Annotated in this window: 23 protein-coding genes and 1 pseudogene; 11 read left to right on the top strand and 13 right to left on the bottom strand. The window is 67.1% G+C overall.

Going from position 1 to position 24,785, the window contains the following annotated elements; genetic code table 11:
• Window positions 1–57: 57 nt before the first annotated feature.
• Complete coding sequence (locus tag AC6LJW_RS19390; RefSeq protein ID WP_498088027.1) at window positions 58–2,343, bottom strand: nitric-oxide reductase large subunit; 2,286 nt, start codon at window positions 2,341–2,343, stop codon at window positions 58–60.
• A gap of 256 nt (window positions 2,344–2,599) precedes the next feature.
• On the opposite strand from AC6LJW_RS19390, the gene AC6LJW_RS19385 reads away from it, so the two are divergent.
• Window positions 2,600–3,331, top strand: a complete 732-nt coding sequence (locus AC6LJW_RS19385; protein WP_498088026.1) for an aspartate/glutamate racemase family protein — start codon at window positions 2,600–2,602, stop codon at window positions 3,329–3,331.
• A gap of 6 nt (window positions 3,332–3,337) precedes the next feature.
• Here AC6LJW_RS19385 and AC6LJW_RS19380 read toward each other — a convergent pair whose 3' ends face one another.
• Window positions 3,338–4,048, bottom strand: coding sequence for a Crp/Fnr family transcriptional regulator (locus tag AC6LJW_RS19380; RefSeq protein ID WP_498088025.1), 711 nt, complete (start codon window positions 4,046–4,048; stop codon window positions 3,338–3,340).
• A gap of 160 nt (window positions 4,049–4,208) precedes the next feature.
• On the opposite strand from AC6LJW_RS19380, the gene AC6LJW_RS19375 reads away from it, so the two are divergent.
• A complete protein-coding gene (locus tag AC6LJW_RS19375; RefSeq protein ID WP_498088024.1) occupies window positions 4,209–5,864 on the top strand; it encodes an acyl-CoA synthetase in 1,656 nt (551 codons plus the stop codon).
• A gap of 35 nt (window positions 5,865–5,899) precedes the next feature.
• Window positions 5,900–7,669 carry an acyl-CoA dehydrogenase gene (locus AC6LJW_RS19370; RefSeq protein WP_056569835.1) on the top strand — a complete coding sequence of 590 codons (1,770 nt, stop codon included), beginning with the start codon at window positions 5,900–5,902 and terminating at the stop codon, window positions 7,667–7,669.
• A 33-nt stretch (window positions 7,670–7,702) separates the two neighbouring features.
• Here AC6LJW_RS19370 and AC6LJW_RS19365 read toward each other — a convergent pair whose 3' ends face one another.
• A complete protein-coding gene (locus AC6LJW_RS19365) occupies window positions 7,703–8,599 on the bottom strand; it encodes a LysR substrate-binding domain-containing protein (protein WP_427985337.1) in 897 nt (298 codons plus the stop codon).
• 87 nt (window positions 8,600–8,686) lie between these two features.
• Between AC6LJW_RS19365 and AC6LJW_RS19360 the strand changes: the two are divergent.
• From AC6LJW_RS19360 to AC6LJW_RS19340, 5 genes and pseudogenes are all read left to right on the top strand, one after another.
• A pseudogene (locus AC6LJW_RS19360) lies at window positions 8,687–9,352 on the top strand (TRAP transporter substrate-binding protein); the annotation flags it as partial.
• Between the two features lie 75 nt (window positions 9,353–9,427).
• Window positions 9,428–9,958 (top strand): TRAP transporter small permease, encoded by a 531-nt coding sequence (locus tag AC6LJW_RS19355; RefSeq protein WP_056569829.1) that lies wholly within the window; start codon window positions 9,428–9,430, stop codon window positions 9,956–9,958.
• A 13-nt stretch (window positions 9,959–9,971) separates the two neighbouring features.
• Complete coding sequence (locus AC6LJW_RS19350; protein WP_056569827.1) at window positions 9,972–11,231, top strand: TRAP transporter large permease; 1,260 nt, start codon at window positions 9,972–9,974, stop codon at window positions 11,229–11,231.
• A gap of 28 nt (window positions 11,232–11,259) precedes the next feature.
• On the top strand, window positions 11,260–12,123 hold the full coding sequence (locus AC6LJW_RS19345; RefSeq protein WP_056569825.1) for a transketolase: 864 nt from the start codon (window positions 11,260–11,262) through the stop codon (window positions 12,121–12,123).
• Window positions 12,120–13,130, top strand: a complete 1,011-nt coding sequence (locus AC6LJW_RS19340; RefSeq protein ID WP_498088023.1) for a transketolase family protein — start codon at window positions 12,120–12,122, stop codon at window positions 13,128–13,130. The genes AC6LJW_RS19345 and AC6LJW_RS19340 overlap by 4 nt, the downstream gene beginning before the upstream one ends.
• 24 nt (window positions 13,131–13,154) lie before the next feature.
• On the opposite strand, the gene AC6LJW_RS19335 is transcribed toward AC6LJW_RS19340, so the two are convergent.
• Window positions 13,155–14,351 carry an MFS transporter gene (locus tag AC6LJW_RS19335; protein ID WP_498088048.1) on the bottom strand — a complete coding sequence of 399 codons (1,197 nt, stop codon included), beginning with the start codon at window positions 14,349–14,351 and terminating at the stop codon, window positions 13,155–13,157.
• 173 nt (window positions 14,352–14,524) lie between these two features.
• Between AC6LJW_RS19335 and AC6LJW_RS19330 the strand changes: the two genes are divergently transcribed.
• On the top strand, window positions 14,525–14,977 hold the full coding sequence (locus tag AC6LJW_RS19330; RefSeq protein ID WP_056569821.1) for a winged helix-turn-helix transcriptional regulator: 453 nt from the start codon (window positions 14,525–14,527) through the stop codon (window positions 14,975–14,977).
• A 2-nt stretch (window positions 14,978–14,979) separates the two neighbouring features.
• Here AC6LJW_RS19330 and AC6LJW_RS19325 read toward each other — a convergent pair whose 3' ends face one another.
• The 3 genes from AC6LJW_RS19325 to AC6LJW_RS19315 all read right to left on the bottom strand — a co-directional run bounded on the left by AC6LJW_RS19325 (window position 14,980) and on the right by AC6LJW_RS19315 (window position 18,033).
• Window positions 14,980–15,930, bottom strand: coding sequence for a pyridoxamine 5'-phosphate oxidase family protein (locus AC6LJW_RS19325; protein WP_427985344.1), 951 nt, complete (start codon window positions 15,928–15,930; stop codon window positions 14,980–14,982).
• A 156-nt stretch (window positions 15,931–16,086) separates the two neighbouring features.
• On the bottom strand, window positions 16,087–16,992 hold the full coding sequence (locus tag AC6LJW_RS19320; RefSeq protein WP_498088022.1) for a LysR family transcriptional regulator: 906 nt from the start codon (window positions 16,990–16,992) through the stop codon (window positions 16,087–16,089).
• A gap of 156 nt (window positions 16,993–17,148) precedes the next feature.
• Entirely contained in the window at window positions 17,149–18,033 is an 885-nt protein-coding gene (locus AC6LJW_RS19315) for a LysR substrate-binding domain-containing protein (protein WP_427985348.1), read from the bottom strand.
• 117 nt (window positions 18,034–18,150) lie between these two features.
• On the opposite strand from AC6LJW_RS19315, the gene AC6LJW_RS19310 reads away from it, so the two are divergent.
• The gene (locus AC6LJW_RS19310; RefSeq protein WP_498088021.1) at window positions 18,151–18,825 is read left to right on the top strand and encodes a flavodoxin family protein; all 675 of its coding nucleotides are present in this window, start codon (window positions 18,151–18,153) and stop codon (window positions 18,823–18,825) included.
• Here AC6LJW_RS19310 and AC6LJW_RS19305 read toward each other — a convergent pair.
• The gene (locus tag AC6LJW_RS19305; RefSeq protein ID WP_498088020.1) at window positions 18,765–19,223 is read right to left on the bottom strand and encodes a helix-turn-helix transcriptional regulator; all 459 of its coding nucleotides are present in this window, start codon (window positions 19,221–19,223) and stop codon (window positions 18,765–18,767) included. The two genes, AC6LJW_RS19310 and AC6LJW_RS19305, sit on opposite strands and share 61 nt — an antisense overlap.
• A gap of 121 nt (window positions 19,224–19,344) precedes the next feature.
• Between AC6LJW_RS19305 and AC6LJW_RS19300 the strand changes: the two genes are divergently transcribed.
• Complete coding sequence (locus AC6LJW_RS19300) at window positions 19,345–19,569, top strand: hypothetical protein (RefSeq protein WP_498088019.1); 225 nt, start codon at window positions 19,345–19,347, stop codon at window positions 19,567–19,569.
• A gap of 70 nt (window positions 19,570–19,639) precedes the next feature.
• On the opposite strand, the gene AC6LJW_RS19295 is transcribed toward AC6LJW_RS19300, so the two are convergent.
• The 5 genes from AC6LJW_RS19295 to AC6LJW_RS19275 all read right to left on the bottom strand — a co-directional run bounded on the left by AC6LJW_RS19295 (window position 19,640) and on the right by AC6LJW_RS19275 (window position 24,534).
• Window positions 19,640–20,548 carry a DMT family transporter gene (locus tag AC6LJW_RS19295; RefSeq protein ID WP_498088018.1) on the bottom strand — a complete coding sequence of 303 codons (909 nt, stop codon included), beginning with the start codon at window positions 20,546–20,548 and terminating at the stop codon, window positions 19,640–19,642.
• Between the two features lie 157 nt (window positions 20,549–20,705).
• The gene (locus AC6LJW_RS19290; RefSeq protein ID WP_498088017.1) at window positions 20,706–21,953 is read right to left on the bottom strand and encodes a D-amino acid dehydrogenase; all 1,248 of its coding nucleotides are present in this window, start codon (window positions 21,951–21,953) and stop codon (window positions 20,706–20,708) included.
• Window positions 21,954–22,065: 112 nt separating this feature from the next.
• Window positions 22,066–22,503 (bottom strand): Rrf2 family transcriptional regulator, encoded by a 438-nt coding sequence (locus tag AC6LJW_RS19285; protein WP_056569807.1) that lies wholly within the window; start codon window positions 22,501–22,503, stop codon window positions 22,066–22,068.
• A gap of 59 nt (window positions 22,504–22,562) precedes the next feature.
• Window positions 22,563–23,780 carry an NO-inducible flavohemoprotein gene (hmpA, locus tag AC6LJW_RS19280; RefSeq protein WP_105238292.1) on the bottom strand — a complete coding sequence of 406 codons (1,218 nt, stop codon included), beginning with the start codon at window positions 23,778–23,780 and terminating at the stop codon, window positions 22,563–22,565.
• 88 nt (window positions 23,781–23,868) lie between these two features.
• On the bottom strand, window positions 23,869–24,534 hold the full coding sequence (locus tag AC6LJW_RS19275; RefSeq protein ID WP_498088016.1) for a 4'-phosphopantetheinyl transferase family protein: 666 nt from the start codon (window positions 24,532–24,534) through the stop codon (window positions 23,869–23,871).
• Between the last annotated feature and the right edge of the window lie 251 nt (window positions 24,535–24,785).

Below are 24,785 nucleotides of genomic sequence, written 5' to 3'. Positions count from 1 at the left end.
GACCGGGAGGCGGCCTTCGCAACGTTGCGCTGGCGCAAAGTCGCGAAGGTGCCTGGATCAGCCGCGCGCGGCCTTGGGGGTCAGCCGGGGTTCAACCAGCGCGGGCTTGCTGCTGAGCAGGCCCAGGATCACTTGCATGACCATGGCCAGCGCACCCAGCAGGAACACCACGTCGCCGAACGTGCGGCCCCAGCGCAGGGTCTTGAGCAAGTCCTGCTGCATAAAGGCTTCGCTGCGGGCGTACCACATACCTTCGCTGACGCTGGCATGGAACTGGATCAGGCCCACCGGCAACAGGCTGGTGAAGATCATCAGCACGAGACCGATATTCATGCCCCAGAACGCCAGCTTCATCAGGCCCGGGTTCAACGCGTACTGCGGGCGGATGTAGCGCAGCACCAGCAGCGTGAAGCCCAGCGCCAGGAATCCGTACACCCCGAACAGCGCAGCATGCGCGTGCACCGGCGTGGTGTTCAGGCCCTGGATGTAATACAGCGAGATCGGCGGGTTGATCATGAAACCGAAGACGCCCGCGCCCAGCATGTTCCAGAAGGCCACGGCCACAAAGCACATCAGCGGCCACTTCAGGTTGTCCATCCAGGCGGCGCGCGTCTTCAGGCGCCAGTTTTCCCAGGCTTCGTAGCCCAGCACGATCAGCGGCACCACTTCCAGCGCAGAGAAGCTGGCGCCGACGGCCATCACGGGCGTGGTCGTGCCCGCGAAGTACAGATGGTGGAACGTGCCGGGAATACCGCCCAGCATGAAGAGCGATGCCGAGGCCAGACTGGCGGTCGTTGCCATGCGGCGCGACACCAGACCGAGGGTGGAGAAGATGAAGGCCAGCGCCGTGGTGGCGAACACTTCGAAGAAGCCTTCGACCCACAGGTGGACGATCCACCAGCGCCAGTACTCCATGATCGTCAGGTGGGTGCGTTCTCCGTAGAAGAAACCGGCGCCGTAGAAGAGACCAATGGCGCCGACGGAAGCCGTCAGCAGCGCCAGCAGGTTCTTGTCGCCGCCCGGCGTGCGCAGCGCGGGCACGATGCCGCGCAGCATCAGCACCAGCCAGAAGCAGATGCCCGCAAACTTGCCGATCTGCCACAGGCGGCCCAGGTCGACGTATTCATAGCCTTGGTGACCCAGCCAGAAATTCAGATCGGGCGGCATGATCTGCGCGATGGCCAGGTAGTTGCCGGCAAACGAGCCGACCACGACCAGCACCAGCGCCCAGAACAGGATATCGACACCGACCTTCTGGAACTTGGGATCGCGTCCGCCGTTGATCAGCGGGGCAAGGAACAGGCCGGCGGCCAGAAAGCCCGTTGCGATCCAGAACAGGGCGCTCTGGATATGCCAGGTGCGCACCAGCGAATAAGGGAACCACTGCGAGACGTCGATGCCATAGAACTTCTGTCCTTCAACGGTGTAGTGCGCGGTGAAACCGCCCAGCAGCACCTGAAAGCCGAACAGCGCCACGACCAGGAACAGGTATTTGCCCAGGGCGCGCTGCGAGGGCGTCAGGGCAAAGGCTGTGAGCGGATCGCGCGCGGGCGCTTGCGGCTCTTCTTCTTCCTGGCCGCGCATGAAGGCCCAGGCCCAGACCAGGAAGCCGATGCCCGCCAGCAGCACGACGACGCTGATGATGGACCACATGACGTTTTCGGCGCTGGGCTGGTTGCCGATCAGCGGTTCGTGCGGCCAGTTGTTGGTGTAGGTGACCGGCATGCCTTCGCGCTCGGTGGCCGCGGCCCAGGCCGTCCAGAAGAAGAAGTGCGTGAGCTGCGTGCGGCGCGTGGCGTCCGGCAGCGTGTTTTCCTTCATGGCGAAGCTTTCGCGGCTGCCTTGCAAGGCGGGCGCGTCGGAGAACAGCTGGTCGTAGTAGGCCGCCGTCTGTTCGATGGCCTTCGCGCGGCGCGGCGTGATGGTCAGCGTGTCGGTCGCGGCGTCGCTGCGATTGGCGCGGTATTCGGCCTTGAGCGCTTCGCGCAGCGCGGCCTGCTGCGGCGCGGGCAGTTGGGCGTAGGCCTGGCCGTGTTCGTCGCGCGCGGCCAGGTCCAGCCAGGCCATCAGTTCGCGGTGCAGCCAGTCGGCCGTCCAGTCGGGCGCCTGGTAAGCGCCGTGGCCCCAGATCGAGCCAAGCTGCATGCCCCCCACGGATTGCCAGGCAGTCTGCCCGTCCAGGATGTCTTCGCGGCCGAACAGCGCGCGGCCGTCGGACGTCACCACCTGCCCGGGAATGGGCGGCGCCTGGCGGTAGACCTCGCCGCCGTAGAAGCCGAGCAGCGCAAATGTGATCGCCACCACGGCGATCAACGTGAACCATAATTTCCGATACGGACCCATGATGGGAACGCCCTCCTGTGTTGCGGTTGGTTGGGTACGTGTCCTCATGCGAAATCCGTGCCAGAAAAAAACCACGCCGAATCAATGCGTTGGAATCCGCGTGGTGTTTTTTACTGTTGGCCGGATGGGTATAAATAACCGCCACGGGGTGAATTTCACCCGGCGATACCGTAACCGCCGCCGCCCCTACAATCGATCGCGCCTGACCTGTTCCCCGCCGTCCGGCTGCCCGGACCCTGAAGAAGGAATCGACTGGATGAACGCCACGCCGCTGCACATCGGCATCGTCGCCTGCTCTGCCGAGGGCGCCTCGCTCTGCTACCGGACCTTGTGCGCCGAAGGCGCGCAGCGCATGGGCCCGCATGCGCATCCCGAGATTTCGCTGCACACCCATTCGCTGGCGGATTACGTCGCCTGCCTGGACGCCCGCGACCTGGACGGCGTTGCCGCCCTGATGTTGTCGTCGGCGAACAAGCTGGCCCGCGCCGGCGCGGATTTCCTGATCTGCCCGGACAACACCATCCACCAGGCACTGGACCGCGTCGTGGCGGACTCGCCGCGGCCGTGGCTGCATATCGCGCAGGAGGCCGCCGCCACGGCGGCGCGCGGTTACCGGCGGGTCGGCATCCTGGGCACGCACTGGCTGGTGGACAGCGACGTCTACCCCGCGGCCTTTGGCGCACACGGCCTGGACTACGCGCGGCCGCCGCAGGACGACCGCCTGCTGCTGGGCCGCATCATCATGGACGAGCTGGTCTATGGGGTGATCAAGCCCGCGTCGGTGGCGCAGTTGCAAGGCATCGTCGAACGCCTGAAAGCCGACAGCTGCGATGCGGTTGTGCTGGGCTGCACCGAACTGCCGCTGGTGCTGAACGACGGCAACTGCGCCCTGCCCACGCTGGATTCGACCCGCCTTCTGGCGCGCGCCGCGCTGGACCGTGCGCTGGACCCCGCTTTTGACCCGACGCGAGGCGGCACGACGCCCTGATTCCCGTCAGATCTGATCCAGCCCGAACTGCCGCAATCGGGCCAGCGCCAGCACCTTGATCTGGTTGTAGGCCAGCGCCAGGATCCCCTGGTCGGCCAGCGTCTGCAGCGCCTGGTTGACCCGCTGGCGCGACAGGCCGGTCAGGTAGCCCAGTTCTTCCTGCGAAATTGCCAGGGTCAGGTCGGTGGAGGGATACAGCTGCGGATTGAAGAGCTGCGCCAGCGATTGCGCCACGCGCGCGTCGGCGTCGAGCAAACGGTGGTTCTGGATGGACGCGATGAACTCGCCCATGCGGTCGTTCAACTGGCCGATGACAAAGTGCGAAAACGGCAGGCTCGCCGACAACAGCGCATGGAATGTCGCGGTGGGCACCAGCATCACCAGCGACGGCTGGATTGCGACCACATCGTATTTGCGCAGCTCGCGCTTGATGACGCTGCCCTCTCCGAACCACCCGCCCGGCGGCACGCCGGAGAACGTGCAACTGCGGCCGGACTCGTTATAGATCGCCAGCTTGAGAAGCCCGCGGCTGACCCCCAGCCAGTGGTCCGACGGCGCATTGCGCCGCGCAATCCACGCGCCGCTGCCGACGTGCTCCGCGCGCGAGGTCGCCAGCACCAGGTCCTGGTGCCGCGAATCCAGCGCGCCGAACCACGGACAGGCACGGAACAGCGCCGGCAGTTCGTCTGAGGAAACTGTGTTTGAAACATCGGACATGGGAAGAACCGTGTAAAACTTGGGGATAGCGCCGCCGGCCGGCGGTCTGTCATGCAGGCGACAGACGCCATTTTCCGGCCGGCCATAAGCTAGGGCAAGCGACGGGGATCAAACCCCGCAGACCTGGATAAGGGGCCACCCCGCCCCATTGGAGACAAGCATGACCGGCATGTTCGATCACGGCCTCGCACGCCGCGAAGCCAATCACGAAGCCCTGACCCCCGTGGATTTCATCGCCCGCGCGGCGCAGGTCTACGGCCACAAACTGGCCGTCGTGCACGGCAAGGTCCGCCGCACGTGGGCGCAAACGTACGAACGCGCCCAGCGCCTGGCCGGCGCGCTGGCGCAGGCCGGCATCCAGCGCGGCGACTCGGTTGCCGTCATGCTGCCCAATATTCCCGCCATGGTGGAAGCGCACTTCGGGGTGCCCATGCTGGGCGCCGTGCTGAACACGTTGAACACGCGTCTGGACGCACCCAGCGTGCTGTTCATGCTGGGCCACGGGGAAGCCCGGGCGCTCATCATCGACACCGAATACGCCGACGTCGCGCAGCGCGCCCGCGCTGAGTTTCCGCATCTGAAGATCGTCTCGGTGCACGATCTGGACGGCGCCCCTGCCACGCTGCCGGGCGCCGTCGATTACGAAGATTTTCTGGCCGCCGCGCCCGCCACCTACGACTGGAAGCCGCCCGCCGATGAATGGGACGCCATCGCGCTGAACTACACGTCCGGCACCACGGGCGATCCGAAGGGCGTGGTCTATCACTACCGCGGCGCCTACCTGAACGCGGTCAGCAACATCCTCGAATGGGACATGCCCAAGCATCCCGTCTACCTGTGGACGCTGCCGCTTTTTCATTGCAACGGCTGGTGCTTCGCTTGGACCATCGCGGCGCGCGCCGGCGTGAACGTGTGCCTGCGCAAGTTCGATCCCAAGACGGTGTTCGACCTGATCCGCGACGAAGGCGTCACCCACTACTGCGGCGCGCCCATCGTGCAAAGCGCGCTGGCCAACGCGCCGGCCGAGCTGCGCGCGGGCATTACCCATACCGTGCGCACCATGGTGGCGGGCGCCGCGCCTGCGCCGGCGGTGATCGACAAGATGCGCGAGATCGGCTTTGAGCTGACCCACGTATATGGCCTGACCGAAGTCTATGGCCCAGCCGCCGTCTGCGCGCATCAGGACGCGTGGGACGCGCTGGACCCCGAACGCCGCGCGCTGCTGACCGCGCGCCAGGGCGTGCGCTATCACCTGCAGGCCGGCGTGTCGGTGCGCAACCCGGAAACGATGGCTGAAGTGCCGCGCGATGAGGAAACCATCGGCGAGGTCATGTTCCGCGGCAACATCTGCATGAAGGGCTATTTGAAGAACGCGCGCGCGACCGAGGACGCCTTTGCCGGCGGCTGGTTCCACACCGGCGACCTGGGCGTGATGACGGCCGACGGCTATGTCCGTATCAAGGACCGCAGCAAGGACATCATCATCTCGGGCGGCGAAAACATCTCCAGCATCGAGGTCGAGGACGCGCTGTACCGGCATCCAGCCGTGGCGGCCGTGGCCGTGGTGGCCATGCCCGACCCCAAATGGGGCGAGACGCCCTGCGCCTTCGTCGAGCTCAAGCCCGGCTGCACCGCCACCGCCGAAGAAATCATCGCGCACTGCAAGATGCTTTTGTCCGGCTTCAAGGTGCCGCGCGCGGTACGCTTCGGTGACCTGCCCAAGACGTCCACCGGCAAGATTCAGAAATTCGAACTGCGCGCCGCCGTCGGCGCTACGTCCGCCATCGACGTGGCCGGCCCCGGCAAACCGGCCTGATCCGCTTAACCCATAAAACCAGGAGCGCCTACGCCATGACGTACCAAGCCCCCGTGAAAGACATGCTGTTCGTGTTGAACCATCTGGCCGGTCTGCCGCAGGTGGCCGCCCTGCCCGGGTTCGAGGAGGCCACGCCCGACACCGCGCAAGCCGTGCTGGAAGAATCCGCCCATTTCGCCGCCGAGGTCCTGGCGCCGCTGAACCACCCGGCGGACGAGGCGCCCAGCGCCTGGCACGACGGCACGGTGACCACCGCCCCCGGCTTCAAGCAGGCCTTCCGCCAATATGCAGACGCCGGCTGGCAGGGCCTGTCCCACCCCGTCGAATACGGCGGCCAGGGGCTGCCCGGGCTGATCGGCTCGCCCTGCTCTGAAATGCTGAACGCCGCAAACCTGTCGTTCGCGCTATGCCCGCTGCTGACCAACGGCGCCATCGAGGCCCTGATGACGGCCGGCTCACCCGAGCTGCGCGAGCGCTTCATCGGCCCCATGATCTCCGGCCAATGGACCGGCACCATGAACCTGACCGAGCCGCAGGCCGGCTCGGACCTTGCCATGGTCCGCACGCGCGCCCAGCCGATGGGCGATGGCACGTATCGCCTGTCCGGCACCAAGATCTTCATCACCTATGGCGAGCACGACCTTGCCGAGAACATCCTGCATCTGGTGCTGGCCCGCCTGCCCGACGCGCCCGACGGCGTGAAGGGCATTTCGCTTTTCCTGGTGCCCAAGTTCCTGGTCAACGAAGACGGCTCGCTGGGCGAGCGTAACGACGTCGCCTGCGTGTCCATCGAGCACAAGCTGGGCATCAAGGCCAGCCCCACGTGCACGCTGCAGTTTGGCGACGCCGGCGGCGCGCTGGGTTACCTGGTCGGCCAGGAAAACCGCGGCCTGGACGCCATGTTCATCATGATGAACGCCGCCCGCTACGCGGTGGGCGTGCAGGGCATCGCCATTGCCGACCGCGCCTACCAGCACGCGCTGGCCTATGCCGCCGAGCGCGTCCAGAGCCGCCCGGTGGACGGCTCGTCGCGCGACGCCGTGCCCATCATCCAGCACCCCGACGTGCGCCGCATGCTGGGCACCATGCGCGCCCTGACCGAAGCGGGCCGCGCGCTGGCCTACGTGACTGCCGGCCATGCCGATCTGGCCCACGCCAGCCCCGACGCCGACACGCGCAAGCGCCACCTGGCAATCCAGGAATACCTGGTGCCGATCGTCAAGGGCTGGTGCACCGAGATGTCGATCGACGTCGCGAGCCTGGGCGTGCAGGTGCATGGCGGCATGGGTTTCATCGAAGAGACCGGCGCCGCGCAGTTCTACCGCGACGCCCGCATCCTGACCATCTACGAAGGCACCACCGCAATCCAGGCCAACGACCTCGTCGGCCGCAAGACGCTGCGCGACGGCGGCGCCGTGGCGCGCGCCCTGCTGGACGCGGTGCGCCAGACCGAAGCCGACCTCGAAGCCCGCAGCGAGCCGGCCGCCGGCCGCATGCTCAAGCCGCTGCGCGAGGCCCGCGAAGCGCTGGCCAGCGCCATCGAGTTCGTTCTTGCCAATGCCGCCGGCAACCCCAACGCGGTCTTTGGCGCCGCGGTGCCCTACCTGCTCCTGGCGGGGACGACGTTCGCCGGTTGGCAGATGGCCCGCGCCCTGCTTGCCAGCCTGGACCTGCAGGCCGAAGACCCGGCCTTCCACAACGCCAAGATCGCCACCGCGCAAGCCTTTGCGCTGCACAAACTGACGCAGGCGCCGGGCCTGGCGGCAGTCGTGCTGGGCACGGCGGACTACGAAGTCCAGCCCTGACGCGAACGCCCGGTCTGCTCCTGCGGGCCGGGCTTAGCGTTTGACCGCCGCCGCAGCGGCCTCGGCGTGGATCCAGGCAAGAAAGGCCTCCACGGACGGACGCTTGGCGTGCCGTGCGGGGTACACAAGAAAGTGCGCCTTCACCGTGACGGCCTTGGCCATGCCAAAGACCGGCTGCAAGCTGCCCTGGGCGAGGTGCATGCCAGCAATGGTGGCGCTTTCCAGCGCCACGCCCAAACCCTGTGCCGCCGCGTCCAGCGACATCTGCGCGCGGTCAAAGCGGATCGTGAAGTGATCCGGCGCGCGCCGTTCCGAATAACGCCCAAACCAGTCGGACCACTGGATGACGCTGACGTTGCTCTGGATCAGCGGCACGTCCAGCAGCTGGTCGATACGCTTGATGCCGTGCTCGCGGACGAACGCCGCGCTGGCCAGCGGCAGGATGCGCTCCTCGAACAACGGTTCCACCACCACATCGTCCCAATGCGGCACGCCGTAGCGGATGTCGATGTCCGACTGGCCCAGCGCAAAATCGCTGTGCGAATGCGCGGCCGACAGGTTCAGCGCCACATGCGGATGTGCCTCGGCAAACCGCCGCAGCCGGGGCATCAGCCACAGGCTCGCAATGCTGGGCGCGGAGTGCACGTACAAGCTGTTGCTGACGCCCTGGCGCAGGTCTTCGGTGGCCGATGAGATCGCCGCAAGCGCCCCGCCGATCCGCACCAGATATTGCTCGCCCGCGCTGCTCAGCCGCACCCCGTGCGCGCTGCGCTCGAACAGGCGCACGCCCAGGTCCGATTCCAGCCGTGAAATCTGGTGGCTGACCGCCGACGCGGTCAGGTGCAGCTCGGTGGCGGCGATGGCAAAGCTGCGCCGGCGCGCGACGGCTTCGAACGCCAGCAAGTTGACGATGGGCGGCAGCGCAGGCATGGGGTTGTCCCTGACTTCAGATGACAATTCGTCATCTTAGACTGATGACACATCGTTTGTCTTAATGCTAGACGGCGTCCAGAATGGCCATTCCTGTTCCCGGACGCCAGCGCGGCCTTCAAGCTGCTCGACGGGCCGCTGGGCAAGGAGCTGGCCGAGAAGTCCGCGGGCAAGAACCTGATCCTCCTGGGCACCTGGGACAACGGCATCCGCCAGATGACCAACAGCAAGCACCCCATCAACAAGGTCGAGGACATGAAGGGCCTGAAGATGCGGGTGCCGCCCGACGCAACGCTGGTCGACATCATGACCGCCCTGGGCGCGCAGGCGCAGCAGATCAAGTTCGCCGAACTGTATGTGGCGTTGCAGCAAGGCGTGGTGGACGGCCAGGAAAACCCGCTGATGAACTTCGAGGCCAGCAAGCTGTACGAAGTGCAGAAGCACCTGGCGATGACCAACCATCAGTTCCAGATGACGCCGTTCCTGATGAGCAAGCGCACCTGGGACCGCCTTAGCGAAGCCGACCGCAAGGCCGTGCAGGAGGCCGCCGACGAAGCGTCAGCGCTCCAGCGCAAGCTGAGCAAGGATGCCGACGCGCGCCTGCTGGCCGAGCTGAAGGCCAAGGGGGTGCAGGTTACGACGCCCGACACCGCCGCCTTCGCCAAGGCCACCGCGCCAGTGGACGAGAAATGGCTGGCCGGTCCCATCGGCGCGTACGTGAAGAAGGTCCTGGCCGCGGCGCGCGGCAACTGATACGTCCTTCGGTCACCCCGTGCCCGCCCCACGCGGCGGGCACGGCGGCGGGCCGGCTACAAGGCAGGAGACAACATGAATACCGATCGACATGGACTGGTCGGCAGGGTCATCGACGGCATTTGCCGCGTGGTCCTGTGGCTGTCCACCACGGTGATCTTCCTGATCCTCGTCATCAATACCGCCTTGCGGTATGCGACGGGTTCAAGCCTGGAATGGGCCAACGAGATCCCCGAGCTGCTCTTTCCCTGGCTCGTCATGTCCGGGGTCGTGCTGGCCGCGCTGCACAACGCGCACATCGCCACCACGTTCCTGATGGATGCCGTGCCCGCCCGCATCCGCCGCGTGGTTGCGACCGCGTCCTGGAGCGTCGTGGCCGGGCTGTACGCCACCTTGTCCTGGGCGACGTTCAACATGCTTGAGATCGTCCACGACGAAAAGTCCCCGATTCTGCAGATGCCTGGCTCGCTGACCTATGCGTGCGTGATGGGCGGCATGCTGCTGCTCGCCGTCCTGGCGGCGCAGTCGGCCTGGCAGAGCTGGCATTGCCGCGAGACCGCGGCGCAGCCCGACGGCGAGCCGCAAGCGCCCGCCGTGCACTGGTGATGGGAGAGCAGCCATGAGTGCATTGATTCTGGTCGTCTTCATGGGCGCCGCCGTCGTGGCCATGCCCATCGCACACGCCCTGCTCGTCGCTGCGATGGCGGCGGTGGCCAGCACGGACCGCGTGCCGCTGGACGTGGTGGTCCAGCAGATGGTCGCGCAGGTGCAGAGCTTTCCCCTGATCGCCATTCCGTTCTTCATGCTGACCGGCTCGCTGATGATGGGCGGCAAGCTCGGCGAAGCACTGGTGGGCGTGCTGTCTGCCCTGATCGGCCGCTATCACGGCGGTCCGGCGCAGGTCGGCGTGCTGTCGTCCACGCTGTTCGGCGGCGTGTCGGGCTCGGCGGTGGCGGATGCGTCTGCCATCGGCTCGCTGATGATTCCGTGGCACAAGCGGCTGGGTTACCCAGCTGCATTCTCCGCCGCCACGCTGGCCGCCGCCGCCACGATCGACATCCTGATTCCGCCGTCGATCCCGATGATCCTGTTTGCCCTGACGGCCAACGCGTCGATCGCGTCGCTGTTCGTCGCCGGGGTGCTACCGGGCCTGCTGCTTTGCGCCGGCTTCATGCTGGCCTGCTGGTGGGTGGGCCGCCGCCGCAACTTCCCCCGGGACACGTCGCCCTTCAACGGCGCCGCGTTCCGCCGGCACCTGCTGTACGCCCTGCCCGCCGTGATCCTGCCGCTATTGATCATCGTGTTCCTGCGTTTTGGCATCGCCACGCCGACCGAGGTCGCGGTCCTGTCCACGTTCTACGCGGGCCTGGTCTCGGCCGTGATGTATCGCGACCTGACGTGGTCACGGCTCAATGCCGCCATCGTCCAGGCCGGGTTGGCAACCGGCGTTGTCCTGCTGGTGATCATGGCGTCTTCGGCCATCGGCTGGCTGCTGACCTTCGACCAGACCCCGCAGGGCATCGCGAATTGGGTCCAGGAAAACGTGCATGCCAAATGGCTGGTCATCCTGATGATGAATCTGATGATGCTGTTTCTGGGCATGTTCATCGACCTGCCTGCCGCTGTGCTGCTGCTGGCGCCGGTCTTCGTTCCGCTGGCGCAGAGCATCGGCATGGACATGACGCAGCTGGGCGTGATGATGGTCGTGAACCTGGCCATCGGCCTGTATACGCCACCCGTCGGCACCACGCTCTTCATCACCAGCGCGCTCGCCAAAGTGAAGGTGGGCCAGACCGTGCGCGAGCTCGCGCCCTTCTATCTGGTCGCCTTTTCGGTGCTGGGGCTGGTGTCGTACGTGCCCGCCAGCATCCTGAAATGAACCCCTCACCATGAATAGGGAGCTTCGAATGGAGCAGTCCAAATCTTTGAACGAACTAGCATCCGCCGCGTGGCGCATCCGCCGCTACGCGGTGCGCATGGGCGAAGTCCAGGGCCAGGGCTACATTGGCCAGGCGCTCGGCTGGGCCGACGTGCTGGCCGTGGCCTACCGCCACGCCATGAACGTGCAGCCCGGCGATGCGCAATGGGAGGGCCGCGACCGCTTTCTCCTGTCGCACGGCCACTACGCCATTGCCCACTACGCGGCACTGATGGAGGCCGGCGTCATTCCGGAAAGCGAGCTCGACACCTATGGCAGCGACGACAGCCGCCTGCCCATGTCGGGCATGGCGACCTACACGCCGGGCATGGAGATTTCGGGCGGATCGCTGGGTCAGGGCTTGTCCATCGGCGTCGGCATCGCATTGGGGCTGAAGCACAAGCGCAATCCGGCCTTCGTCTACAACTCCATGTCCGATGGCGAACTGGACGAGGGCTCGACCTGGGAAGCGGCAATGGGCGCGGCGCACCACGAACTGGACAACCTCATCTGCCTGGTCGACATCAACAACCAGCAGGCGGACGGCCCGTCCGGCAAGGTGATGGGATTTGAGCCGCTGGCCGACAAGTGGGCGGCCTTCGGCTGGCACGTGCAGCGGGTGGACGGCAACGACCTGGCCGCCGTCGTGCAGGCATTCGATACCGCGCGCACCCTGCCCGACGCCAAGCCACGAGTCATCCTGTTTGATACCCGGATGGGCAAGGGCATCCCGTTTCTTGAGCAGCGCGAGAAAAACCATTTCATCCGCGTCGATCCGCCGGAATGGCAACAGGCACTCGACATCCTGGACCAGAACCGCCCCACCCCCACGACCGAAGGAGCCTGGTCATGAGCAGCGCCAGCACCCAGCAAAAGCCCCGCCTCACCACGTCCGCGATGATCGCGTCGATTGCCTCGGAGGGGCAGCGCGTCCGCGCGGCGCCCTTTGGCAAAGCGCTGGTCTCGTACGCGGAATCGCGTCCGGACATCGTGGGCCTGACGGCGGATCTGGCTAAATACACCGACCTGCACCTGTTCGCCCAGGCGTACCCCGAGCGCTTCTACCAGATGGGCATGGCCGAGCAGCTGCTGATGGGCGCGGCCGGCGGCATGGCCAAGGAAGGGCTGGTACCGTTTGCCACGACCTATGCGGTGTTCGGCACGCGGCGCGCCTACGACTTCATCCATCAGGTGATCGCGGAAGAAAACCTCAACGTCAAGATCTGCTGCGCGCTGCCCGGGCTGACGACCGGCTACGGCCCCAGCCACCAGGCCACCGAGGACCTGGCGATGATGCGCGGCATCCCCGGCCTGACCATCGTCGACCCCTGCGACGCGCTGGACATCGAACAGGCCGTGCCGCAGATCGCCGAGCACCAGGGCCCGGTCTATATGCGCCTGCTGCGCGGCCAGGTGCCGCTGGTGCTGGACGAGATCGAGGGCTACCGGTTTGAGCTGGGCAAGGCGAAGATGCTGCGCGAAGGCAGCGACGTGCTCATCATCTCTAGCGGCATCATGACGATGCGCGCGCTGGAGGCCGCCGAGGACCTGGCGCGCGACAACATCGGGGTGGCGGTGATGCACAGTCCGACCATCAAGCCGCTGGACGAGGCCAGCCTGGTCGAGGCGGTGCGCTACAAACACCGGCTGGTGGTCGTGGCCGAGAACCATTCGGTGATCGGTGGGCTGGGTGAGGCCGTGGCCAGCGCATTGCTGCGCCATCGCGTGCAGCCTGCCGGATTTCAACTGGCCGGGCTGCCGGACGCGTTTCTTGATGCCGGCGCCCTGCCCACGCTGCATGACCGCTACGGCATCAGCCGTGAAGCGCTGGCCGGCCGCATCAAGCGCTGGCTGGCGTGACTGGACAATGACGGGCGCACGCAACTAGCTGTGCGCCCGCCCGTCTCCCGGACAAACCGCGCGTGCCCCGCGCGGCACGGTCGCCGCCCAGAACAACAACGCCGCCACGCTGATGCCCGCGCCCAGAGCGCACACGCCCAGCCAGCCGGCTTGCGCGTACACGGCGGTGGCGGCAATCGAGCCCAGGCCGCTGCCGACCGCATAGAACATCATATATCCCGCCACCAATCGGCTATGCGCCTGCGCGCCGATGCTGAAAATCATCGCCTGATTCGTCACGTGCAGCGCCTGCAGCGCCAGGTCCAGCGCCAGCACGCCGAGCGCCAGCAGCCACAGGCTGTGATCCAGCAAGGCAATCGGCGCCCAGGCCACGCACAGCAGCGCCAAGCCGATCGCGGTGGTGCGCTGGCCGTGTCCGGCGTCGGCCAGGCGGCCGGCGCGCGCCGCCATCAGCACGCCCACCACCCCCACCAGTCCGAACGCGCCCACCGCCGTGTGCGACAGCGAATGCGGCGGCGCGCTGAGCGGCAGCACCAGCGCGGTCCAGAACGCGCTGAACGCGGCGAACATCAAGAGCGCGATCATGCCGCGCACTTGCAGCACGCGCTCGGTCGCGAGCAACGTGAAGACGGAACGCAACAGCGCGCCATAGCGCAGCGCGGCTGCGGGCAGGCGCCGGCGCGGCAGCCAGCGAGCCAGCACCAGCGCCAGCACCGCCGACAGAATGGCCGACGCCACATACACCGCACGCCAGCCCCATAAATCCGCCAGCGCGCCGGCCAGCGTGCGCGCCAGCAGAAGGCCGATCACCACCCCGCCCTGCGCCGCCCCCAGCACGCGCCCGCGTTCGGCCGGGGCGGCCAGCGCCGCCGACAGCGCGAGCAGGCCCTGCGTCATCGCGGTGCCCAGCAATCCCAATGCGACCATGCCCGCCAGCAGCCACGGCGCGTTTGCCGCAGCCGCCACCGCTGTCAATGCCAGCACCAGCAGCGCCAATTGCCCCAGCATCAGCCGCCGCCGGTCGAGCAGGTCGCCCAGCGGCACCACGAAGAACAGCGCCAGCGCGCAGCCCAATTGCGTGGAGGTGACGACGATGCCCACCGCCGCCTCGTCCAGATGGAATTCGCGGCCGATGGCGTCGAGCAGCGGCTGCGCGTAATACACGTTGGCAACACTGAGTGCACAGGACGCTGCCAGCAGGAACACCAGCGCGGGCGGCATCGGGCGGGGCGCGTCGTCTTCGGGTGCGTCGTCTCTCGGTGTTTCGTTTTCGGGCGCGACGGATCGGCTAGTCGGGTTCATGATCTATCTAGTTTTATTACGAAACCAGAATGCTAGTTCACAAGGTTTTATAATGCAACCAACTTCATCCTGAGAATCGGCAAGGAGTCCACATGGTCAAACGCACCAGCCTTGAAGGCGCCGCCTGCCCGGTGGCGCGCTCGCTCGACGCCATCGGCGATTGGTGGTCGCTGCTTATCGTGCGGGACGCCTTCGATGGCCTGCGCCGGTTTGGCGAATTTCAGAAGAACCTGGGCATGGCAAAGAACATCCTGAGCGACCGGCTGCGCACGCTGGTCGCGCACGGCATTCTTGCCGTGGCGCCGGCGTCCGACGGCAGCGCTTACCAGGAATACGTCCTGACGGAAAAAGGCGAGGCGCTGTTTCCGGTGATCGTCGGACTGCGCCAATGGGGCGAGGACCACTACTACGGCTCTGACGAGGCGCATTCCACGCTGATCGACCGCCAGCGCGGGCAGCCGGTGCAACGGATGGAGATCCGCGCACAGGACGGCCGGCTGCTGAACCCGGGCGACACGGTCGTGCGCAAGGTGGCCGACGCCTGACGCTAGGCCGCGGCCGGCCACCGCCCGGTCGCCAGCGCCGTGGGCGACCACGCATCGAAGCGCCAGCGCAGGGCCAGCGCGCCCGGCCGCCTGACCACGCGGCGCACGTGCACGCGCCACAGGCGTTCGGCGCCCGCGAAGGCGGCGATGTCGGGGCTGTCCAGAATCACCTCGGCGCGCCCCGTCAGTTGCAGCAGGTCGCCGCGTTCAAAGTCGATAAACAGCAGACCCGCGACGGGGTTGGCGGCCAGGTTGCCCAGGGTGTTGAAAAACCGATTGCCCGAGAAGTCCGGAATGGTCAGCACATCACCGTCCACACGCACGAAGCCCGGCTTGCCGCCCCGGTGCGACACATCGACGGCGACGCCGGCATAGCTGGCGACAAAGAAGGTGTCAGACGCCAAGATCAGTGCGCGCGCCGCGTCGTCCAGTCCGCCGCGTTCCGGCAACGCGGCCGCAAAGCGCATCGACGGCGAGCGCGAGAAAAAGAAATCGCGCGACTGGATGTACTGCGGACAATTGCCGAAGGACTGGGCCACCGCCACGTCGAAGCGCTTGCCATCCCAGGCCGCGATGCGGCCGTTCATGCGGTTGCGCCGGCGGGAGTGCAGCTCGATGCCCAGCAATCCCACCGGCCGGCCCACCCCCAATCCGGCGCGCAGCGGGTCGTCTTCGTCCGGCATGGCCGCGATGCGCAGCGTATGCGGGTCCGGCGACACGGCAAAGCCTGGCAGCCCTTCCAGAATGCCGGCCCAGGGATCGCCCTGCGCGTCCACCGCGCCAGCCACCACGAACGGCAGCTGCGCGAAGAATTCGCGATGCGGGTCGGGCATGAAGTCGCGGACGACCTTGCGGCCGATCATGTCCATGCGCGCGGCAACGCCGGCATGCGCCTGCAGTTGCACTTCGCCCGCATGCCAGGGCGACGGTCCGGTGTATTCGGGGAGGTTCATGACGGTGTCCTTGCGGGGACCAGCGCCGGGTCGGCTTGCATCCGGACGCTCGCTGGCGGGTTCGAGACTCCATGGTGGGGCCGGCGGCGCAATTCCGGAACGGCCGGCGCCGGCAAGACACTCTTGCGATAGATGAAACAAACCCAAATAAACCCGTCAGGCCGGCAGCGCCGCCAGGTCGCCGCGCAGCGCATCCACGCAGAAATCCACGAAGCTGCGCACCTTGGCCGAGCTTTTGCGCCCTTCCGGATACACGAGGTGGACAGGCACCGGCGGCATCTCGAAGTCGCGCAGCACCACCTGCAGGGCCCCGCTGGCCAGGTGCGGCGCCACCTGATAGGACATCACCTGCGTCAGGCCCCAGCCTTCGCGGGCGGCGGCCACCGCCGCCTGGAACGATGTCACCGTCAACTGCGATTGCATGTGCAGACGCAGGGTCTGGCCTGCCTGCGAGAAACGCCAGTGCGGCGCGCGGCCTTCCATCGCGGCAGTGATGGTGCAGAAGCGATGCAGCGACTCGGGGTCGGCCGGTGCGCCGTGGTCGCGCAGGAAATCGGGCGCGGCGCACACCACGCGGCGCACATGCCCCACCGGCACCGCCGTCAACGAGGAATCCGGCAGCGCGCCGATCCGCACCGCGACGTCGATGTCCTCGTCCACCAGGTTCACGACCCGATCCACCAGCAGCGCACGCACCGACACCTGGCGATGCGCCCGCAGGTAGCCCAGCACCGCCGGCATGACGTGCAGCTCGCCAAACAGCGCCGGCGCGGTGATGGCGAGCGCCCCGCGCGCCACCGCCATCGCGCCGGCGGCGGCGTCATCGGCCTGCTCGACCTCTTCCAGAATGCGGCGGCAGTCGGCGGCATAGCGCTGGCCGGCTTCGGTCAGCCGCAGGCTGCGCGTGGTGCGCACCAACAGCAAGGCGCCCAGCCGGCGTTCCAGCGCCGCCACGCTGCGCGTGACGGTGGGCGCGGACATTTCCAGGCGCCGGGCTGCGGCGGAAAAACTGCCCGCGTCGGCCACGGCCAGGAATACCGTCATTTCTTGGAATTGGTTCACAGCGGGGCGCACTCCATAGTCCGAAAACGCCGCGCCGCCTGACATGAGACAGGCCGTCGCGGCAGCGATGACGCGGCGACGTCAATGTACCCGCTGGCGTTCGGGCTGTCTCGCCGCATCTGCGGCAAACCGTCGCGCCGTCCACCCGCGCCAGACCTACGCGCGGAATTCCTGGCGCAGCCACGACAGGAAAGCCTTGACCGGCGGGTGGCGTTCGCGCCCTGGCGCGCACAGCGCCGTGTAGACCGAGCCTGCCACCCGGATCTCCGGCCGATAGGAAACCAGTGTTCCCGCGGCCACGCTGTCGGACACCATCACCGAGCTGGCCAGCACCAGGCCCTGCCCCGCAATCGCCGCCTGCATCGCATAGTGTTCTTCGGTGTAGGCGTGCTGCGCCGCTGGCCGCCGCCATGCGGGCAACCCGGCCGCTTCGCACCACGCCTGCCAGCCTTGCTCATACAGGTCCGAATCACGCCAGCGCACCGTCACCAGCGCAGGCGCGCGGCGTCCGGCACGGGCGACCTGCGACGGCGCTCCATACACCCCGAACCACTCGGGCAGCGCGCAGGCCGCGTGCAAGGCGGGATAGCGCTGGCGGCTGTAGCGGATGGCGACGTCCACGCTGGCGTCCTGCAACAGGTCCACGGGATCGGGCGACGTGTCCAGGCGCAATTGATACTGCGGGGATGCCGCGTGAAAGCGGCCCAGACGCGGCACCAGCCACAAGGCCGCGAAGGAATGGGTCGTGGACACGGTCAGCGCGCCGGACTCGGGCGCGGGCCGCAAGGCATCCAGCGTCTGCGCCACGTCCAGCAACGCGCCATGCACGCCGGCAAACAGGCGCGCGCCCTTGTCGGTCAGCCGAACGCCGCGCGGCACGCGATCGAACAACGCGCAGCCCACATGCCGCTCAAGCGCCTTGATCTGATGGGACACCGCCGTGGGCGTGACCGACAGCTCGGCCGCAGCCAGCTTGAAACTGCGCAGCCGGGCCGCAGCCTCGAACGTGCGCAGTGCAGTAACGGGAAGCGAGGCAAACATGGCCGGAATCCTTGGATGAATTGCATTCATCTTAGTGAAGGAATGGTCAGTTGTCGCCGGCACCCCTTCGATACCAACATCACGCTTCGCATCGTTAATTCTTGAGAGGAGCCTGGCATGAATTCAACTCATCGCCCCGAACGCCTGCTGATCCTGGTTGGCAGTCCCCGCCGCGATGGCAACAGCGCGGCGCTGGCCGAATCCGCCCGCCGGGGCGCTGAAACGGCCGGTATCGTGGCATCGGTGTTTTTCCTGGACGACTACATCCAGGGCCTGCTGCCCGATCTGCGCCACGCCAAGCCGCCCGCCGACCGCTACGCCGAACTTTTCCTTGAACATTTTCTGCCGGCCGACGGCGTGCTGTTCTGCACGCCCATCTACTGGTATGGCATGTCCGCGCAGACCAAGGCGTTCTTTGACCGGTCGTTCAGCCACTATGCGGGATCCGGGCCAGAGCCGGAACGCGTCAAGGCCGGCATGGCGGGCAAGCGGCTGGGGCTGGCGGTGGCCTCGGAGGAAACCTATCCGGGCGCGGCGCTCGGCATCGTGCATCAGGTCCAGGAATTTGCGCGCTATACGCATTCCAGCTTTGTGGGCTTTGTGCACGGCGCCGGCAACCGGCGCGGCGAGATTGCGCTCGATCCCCGGCGGCCGCTTGCCGCGGCGCATGCGCTAGGCGCGGAATTCTTCACGCGCAAATACTCGGATTACCGGCTTGAGACGCCCCGCCCTCACAACGTCTGGGAGCCGCCCGCCCCGGCCTTGAGCAGCACGCCCGGCGGGCTGCCGTAGATCTGCTTGAACACCCGGGTCAGGTGCGCCTGGTCGGCGAAGCCCACCGCCTGCGCCGCATCCGCCAACGGCAAGCCGGCGCGCAGCAGCACCCGGGCGCGCGCCACCCGCCAGTTACGCAGCCACGCCTGCGGCGGCAACCCGTAGCGCCGGGCGAACTGTTTGGCCAGCGTGGTCCGGTGACGGTCCTGGGCTTGCGCCAGCGCCTCGAGGTCGGGCGCGCAGGACGGATCCGCCGCCATGCGCTCGCGCAGCAAGGCACACACGTCGGTGATGCAGGCGGGGTCCTTGAGACTGACCGAGGCAGACGTGCCGCCCTCTTCCAGCGCCTGGCCATGCGCGGCCAGCGTGCCGAACAAGGCCGCCGAAATCCGTGCACTGCGCGTGGCGGGCGTCATGCACGTCCAGGCCGGCGCCGGCCAGTGCCCGGCACGCGTCGAAGGCCTGGTTGTCGTTATGGTCGATGGCGGCGCGGTCTGCCACGTACTCGCCTAAATAGAAGAGCGAAGCGCGAATGCCATGCGCCTCGCGCAGCCTTACGGCGGTCCGCACGGCTTCGTCCACATCGGCGCCGCCGACGAACCGGCGCGCCAGCGAGGTCCGGGCGGCCATCGCTCGCATTGCCTGGCCGACCGCTGGGCTGCGAGCCAGCGCAATCGTGGTTTTCTGGAAAATGCTCATCGCCTCACCGCGCAAAGCGGCCACTATGCGGCGATGGCGGGCGCCTGTCTTGAACGCCCGTGAATGCGCGGCCAGGCCTTGCTCACCTCCCGCGCAAGGTGCGCGCCGGACTTGAGCGCCCATGCATACCCGGCTAGGCCCTGCCCGCCGCCGCCACGCGCCCGGCGCGGAACAGCGGCCGCTGCACGGTCTGCGCCAGCAGCACTCCCGCCAGCGTGACCGCGCCGCCCAGCAGGTGATAACTGTGCAGGCGTTCGCGCAGCATCACAAAAGCGGCCAGCGCGGTAAAGAGCGGCAACAGGTTGATGAAGATGCTGCAGCGGTTGGGCCCCAGCCGCTGCACGCCTTCGATCCACAGGTACGACAGCAGCACCGACGAGAAAATGCCGGCGTACAGGATAAGCGGCACCGTGTTGGCATCCAGCGCGGCTTGCGCTGCCGGCACGCGCAGGTACAGCGGGAACATGTAGATCAGCGCAAAGATGGACTGCACGAAGGTGGACTGCCAGGCGGGCACCGGCACCTTCCAGTGGCGCAGCAGCACGCCGTACAGCGCGTACGACAAGGCGGCCAGCAGCATCAGGCCGTCGCCCACGTGCACGCCATGCTGGAACACGCTGAGCATGTCGCCCTGCCCCACCAGGTACAAGAGGCCGAGGAAAGACAGCGCGCCGCCCGCGGCCATGCCCAGCGTCAGCGGATCGCGCAGGATCACCACGCTGAGCAGCATGCTGAGCAGCGGAATCAGCGCCGTCAGGATGGCCATGTTGGTGGCGGTGGTGGTCTCGGCCGCCCGATAGGACAGCGCCTGGAACACGGCTGCGGACAGCGCGCCATACAGCGCCAGCTTTGGCCAGTGCCGCAGGATGACCCGCCGGTTGCGCCACGCCGGACGGGCTGTGAACAGCCCCATCAGGAACAGCGCCAGCAGCAGGCGGTAGAAGGTAATCGCGGTGGGCGAGATGGCGCTGGCGGCCATCTTGGAGACGATGACGTTGCCCGCCCAGAACAGAATGGCGAACAACGGAAAGAGAAAGGACATGGCGATGGACTCGAAGGATGGATCGGCGCCTTCGCGGCCGCCGAATGCGGCGCCGTGCGAAGGTTGATCGCTATCCTATTGAGCCGGCATCAGCCCGTCTGCCGATGAAATGGCATCGGCTATCGCGAAATGGACATGGCCCATCGGGGCGGCGGCGTCAGGGCTTGAACGGCGCCGGATCCAGCGGCAATTCCATCTCACCCATCTGCGCGGTCAGCAGCGCCGCGCTGCCGCAGGCCAAGGTGAATCCCAGCGCCCCCTGGCCGACGTTCAGCCAAAGATTGTCGGCCGCGGGGCTGCGGCCGATCAGCGGCTTGCCGGTGGGTGTGGCCGGACGCAAACCCGCCCACGGAATGGCCTGCCGCAGGTCAAGCTGCGGAAAGGCTTCAAGCACTTGTTGCTTGAGCAGGCCGATGCGCGCGGGGTCGATGTCGGCGTTGTTGCTGCCGATGTCCACCATGGCCGCGATCCGCAGCACGCCGCCCACGCGGGCGTAGACGATGCGCCGTTCGTAGTCGGTCACGCTGATGCGCGGCGCCACAGTGTCGTCTTGCGCCAGCGGCACGGTCAGGCTGTAGCCCTTCAGGGGATACAGCGGCACATCGTGGCCCAGCGGACCGAGCAAGGCGCGAGTGCCGATGCCCGTGGCCAGCACCACGGCGTCGGCGCCAATGTCGCCGTCGCGCGTGTTGACCGCGACGATGCGGCGGCCTTCGCGCTGCAGTCCGGAAACCGGGTTGGACATGGCGCACTGCACGTTGCCCAGCGCTTGCAGGCGGTCGAACAGCGCTTCGGTGAACTGGCGGCAGTCGCCGGCTTCTTCGCTGGGGGTGTAGATGGCGCCCGCCAGGCTTGTGCCCATGCCGGCCAGCGCGGGTTCGCGCGCCACGGTCTGCGCGGCGTCCAGCACCTGCTGGTCCGCACCGTGCGCGGCCTGGTAAGCCACCAGCGCGCGCGCCTTGTCCAGCAGGTCGGGGCTGCGGTAGGCAATGAGTTTGCCGTTTTTCAGATGGCCGAACGCCAGATCTTCCTGTTCAAGCAGCGAGTGCATGACGTCGCGGCTGAGGTAGGACAGCGTCAGCATCTGGGCCGTTGAGGCCTTGGCCACCGACGCGCGGCAGGCCAGCGCAAACTGCAGGCACCAGCGCCATTGATGCGGGTCCAGCCGGGGCTGGAAACGCAGCGGCGAGTCGTGGCGCAGCAGCCAGCCGGGCACACTGGGCAGCACGCCGGGTCCGGCCAGCGGCGCCACATAGCTGTAGCTGAGCTGGCCACCGTTGGCATAGCTGGAGACTTCCGCCGGGCGGGGCTGGCTGTCGACCAGCACCACGTCATGACCCTGGCGCGCCAGGAAATAGGCCGACGTCACACCGACGACGCCGGCGCCGATCACGCAAACGCGCATACCGTTATCCAAGAAGACCGCGAACGGGCCCATTCTGTAACGGCCGCCCCCGCGCGGGCAAATGCCAAACGCCGCAGGGGCCATAACCAAACTTCATGCCCCTGCCCGGGCTTCAGGCCACCCGGTGCAGCTTGATGATGGCGGCGGCGGTCGGTTCGCGGACCAGATCCGCCAGGGTGTAGCTGTTGAGCGTGTCGTAAAACGCCTGCAGGGTCTGCGCCAGCACGCCGGACAGCCGGCACACGCCGTCCAGGGCACAGGGCGGTTCGTGGCAATCGATAAGGGGGCCCTGCTGCTCGAGTTCCCGCACCAGATCGCCGACCCGGTACTCCGTGGCGGGACGGGCGAGGCTGAGTCCGCCACCCTTGCCGCGCGTGGTGCTGACCCAGCCGCGCTGCGACATGAAGTGCACCACCTTCACCAGATGATTGCGAGACAGGCCAAAGCGGTCCGCGATCTCGGGAATCGTGACGGCCACGGACCGGTCGCGGCATTGCGTCAGGTACATCAGGACGCGCAGGCCGAAGTCGGTGAATCGGTTCAGTTGCATGGTGGGTGGGGTGCGTGGGCCGGGCGGCCCGGAAACATCAGGCCGCCAGGATACACCGCTCAGGCGCCAGGGCCGCCGGTGCCGAACGCCTCGGCGTGGATGCGGTCTTCGGCCACCCCCAGCCCCACCAGCGCTTCACGCTGTGCGCGCATGAAGGCCGCCGGTCCACACAAGTAGTAATCGGCGCCGGGCACGATGGCCTCGTCGCGGATCGCGTGAAGATCGACGCGTCCCGTGTGATCGTAGTCGCGGCCGGCCTGGTCGCCGTGGCCCACCTCTTCGTAGAACACCGCCTTGCGCACGTTGGCGCGCGATGCTGCGATGTCGTTCACGTGCTCGCGCATGGCATGCACCGAGCGGTTGCGGCAGCCGTGGACGAAACGGATCTGGCGCTCGTCGTTGGCGCGCACCAAATGGTTCAAGATCGACACCATCGGCGTCAGGCCCACGCCGCCGCTCAGCAGCACGACGGGGGCATCGCCGTCCTCACGCAAGTGGAAATCACCCTGCGGCGGCGCCACGTCCAGCACACCGCCCTCTTCCAGGCGGTCGTGCAGCGCGTTGGACACGCGGCCCATCGGCGTCTGGACGCCAGCCGGTTCACGCTTGACCGAGATGCGCAGGCGATCCTGTCCCGGCGCGTCCGACAGGCTGTACTGGCGCGGTTGCATCAGACCCAGTTCCGGCACGAACACGCGTACGGACACGTACTGCCCGGGCCGGTAGGCCGGCACGGTGCCGCCGTCTGCGGGGGCCAGGTAGAAAGAAGTGATTTCGGCGCTTTCGGGCTGCTTGCCCACGACGCGGAACGCGCGCCAGCCTGTCCAGCCGCCCGGCTTGTTGGCCGATTCCGCATACAGGCGCGCCTCTTCGGCAATCAGCAGGTCCGCCAGTTGGCCGTAGGCCGCGCCCCACGCATCGACCAGTTCGTCGGTGGCGGCGTCGCCCAGCACTTCACGGATGGAAGCCAGCAGATGCTTGCCCACGATGGCGTAGTGTTCCGGACGGATTCCCAGGCTGACGTGCTTGTGCACGATGCGCGTCACCACCGGCATCAGCACCGAGGGGTCGTCGATGTGCTCGGCATAGGCAGTCACCGCGCCGGCCAACGCGTGCTGCTGCGCGCCGCCCGCCTGGTGGGCCTGGTTGAACACATGCTTGAGTTCCGGATTGTGCTGGAACATGCGCGCGTAAAAGTGCTTGGTCAGGGCGACGCCATGAACCTTCAGGACAGGGGCCGTGGCCTTGACCAGCTCGCGGATTTTGGGGCTCAACATCAACTGCTCCTTGAATGGCGAACGGGCTCGCCTTTAAACATATATTCATAATACATCTTTAAATGCGAACGGCGAAATCGCCCGGGCATCAAGCGGAATCGGTGCGCCACTGCCCGGCCAGTTCCACCTCGGGCAACGCGCAGCCGGCCGCGCCGTGCCAAGCTGGTTCCATCGGGCCGCAGGCGGATGCATCAGGGGCCTGCCACACCACTGACGCCATCCAACCGGCGCCGGCCCGATAAGAGCACGCGGACCAGCGCCCGGCCGGCGGCCGTAGCGCCAGGCCTGACGACATGGGATTCAACCCCACCGACGCCATGTCCGCGGGAAAATCCAGGCCCGCAGCCTTGATGAAAGCCTCTTTCAACGTCCATAACTGATAGAAACGAAGCAGCCGGGCCTCCTCCGGCAGCGAGGCCAGCAGGTCGCGCTCCGCCCGAGAGCACACCCATTGCGCCAGCCCGTCAACGTTGCGTGGCCGGGTGGCCTCCAGGTCGACGCCAACCTTCCAGCCCGGCGGCGCGGTGGCCAACAGGGCATGCCCGCTGCTGTGACTCAGCGACGTGGCGCCGGGTCCGGGCCGCGCGGCGCGCCCGTGCTGCAGCAGCGCGCGGCTGACTTGCCAGTCGCGCTGGGCCTTGCCGCTGCGGATCGCGGGCGCCCTGAGGGCGTCATCCGCGGACAGGTGTTCGACACCATATAGAGAGGCGGCGCTTGGATCGGCCCACCAGATTAAAAGTTCCTGAACGCCCACAAGTGAAAGTAACTATTCGAAAAAAATACCGTAAAAATGGATTATTTTGTGTAATTTGTAACTGTTCAAAACAAGTCAGTCGCAGTTTGCCATAGTAGAATCGCGCGCTATGTTGACGTTCTCCATCGCGCAATGGCAAGGTTGGACACAAGGATTTCAAGACCCGAGCAGTTGGCAGGACTGGGCTGAACAGCCGTACTGCCCCCTCGGAGATCAGGCCGCCCCCCGCCTCTACTTCTTGCCCCCCATGC

This window comes from Achromobacter sp. 1012554356 (assembly GCF_059760815.1).
This window is presented reverse-complemented; position numbering and strand designations above follow the sequence as displayed.

Coding starts and splice junctions, on each gene's coding strand:
- AC6LJW_RS19390 (WP_498088027.1), bottom strand. CDS start 2,343: ATGGGTCCGTATCGGAAATTATGGTTCACGTTGATCGCCGTGGTGGCG.
- AC6LJW_RS19385 (WP_498088026.1), top strand. CDS start 2,600: ATGAACGCCACGCCGCTGCACATCGGCATCGTCGCCTGCTCTGCCGAG.
- AC6LJW_RS19380 (WP_498088025.1), bottom strand. CDS start 4,048: ATGTCCGATGTTTCAAACACAGTTTCCTCAGACGAACTGCCGGCGCTG.
- AC6LJW_RS19375 (WP_498088024.1), top strand. CDS start 4,209: ATGACCGGCATGTTCGATCACGGCCTCGCACGCCGCGAAGCCAATCAC.
- AC6LJW_RS19370 (WP_056569835.1), top strand. CDS start 5,900: ATGACGTACCAAGCCCCCGTGAAAGACATGCTGTTCGTGTTGAACCAT.
- AC6LJW_RS19365 (WP_427985337.1), bottom strand. CDS start 8,599: ATGCCTGCGCTGCCGCCCATCGTCAACTTGCTGGCGTTCGAAGCCGTC.
- AC6LJW_RS19355 (WP_056569829.1), top strand. CDS start 9,428: ATGAATACCGATCGACATGGACTGGTCGGCAGGGTCATCGACGGCATT.
- AC6LJW_RS19350 (WP_056569827.1), top strand. CDS start 9,972: ATGAGTGCATTGATTCTGGTCGTCTTCATGGGCGCCGCCGTCGTGGCC.
- AC6LJW_RS19345 (WP_056569825.1), top strand. CDS start 11,260: ATGGAGCAGTCCAAATCTTTGAACGAACTAGCATCCGCCGCGTGGCGC.
- AC6LJW_RS19340 (WP_498088023.1), top strand. CDS start 12,120: ATGAGCAGCGCCAGCACCCAGCAAAAGCCCCGCCTCACCACGTCCGCG.
- AC6LJW_RS19335 (WP_498088048.1), bottom strand. CDS start 14,351: ATGCCGCCCGCGCTGGTGTTCCTGCTGGCAGCGTCCTGTGCACTCAGT.
- AC6LJW_RS19330 (WP_056569821.1), top strand. CDS start 14,525: ATGGTCAAACGCACCAGCCTTGAAGGCGCCGCCTGCCCGGTGGCGCGC.
- AC6LJW_RS19325 (WP_427985344.1), bottom strand. CDS start 15,930: ATGAACCTCCCCGAATACACCGGACCGTCGCCCTGGCATGCGGGCGAA.
- AC6LJW_RS19315 (WP_427985348.1), bottom strand. CDS start 18,033: ATGTTTGCCTCGCTTCCCGTTACTGCACTGCGCACGTTCGAGGCTGCG.
- AC6LJW_RS19310 (WP_498088021.1), top strand. CDS start 18,151: ATGAATTCAACTCATCGCCCCGAACGCCTGCTGATCCTGGTTGGCAGT.
- AC6LJW_RS19305 (WP_498088020.1), bottom strand. CDS start 19,223: ATGACGCCCGCCACGCGCAGTGCACGGATTTCGGCGGCCTTGTTCGGC.
- AC6LJW_RS19300 (WP_498088019.1), top strand. CDS start 19,345: ATGCGCCTCGCGCAGCCTTACGGCGGTCCGCACGGCTTCGTCCACATC.
- AC6LJW_RS19295 (WP_498088018.1), bottom strand. CDS start 20,548: ATGTCCTTTCTCTTTCCGTTGTTCGCCATTCTGTTCTGGGCGGGCAAC.
- AC6LJW_RS19290 (WP_498088017.1), bottom strand. CDS start 21,953: ATGCGCGTTTGCGTGATCGGCGCCGGCGTCGTCGGTGTGACGTCGGCC.
- AC6LJW_RS19285 (WP_056569807.1), bottom strand. CDS start 22,503: ATGCAACTGAACCGATTCACCGACTTCGGCCTGCGCGTCCTGATGTAC.
- hmpA (WP_105238292.1), bottom strand. CDS start 23,780: ATGTTGAGCCCCAAAATCCGCGAGCTGGTCAAGGCCACGGCCCCTGTC.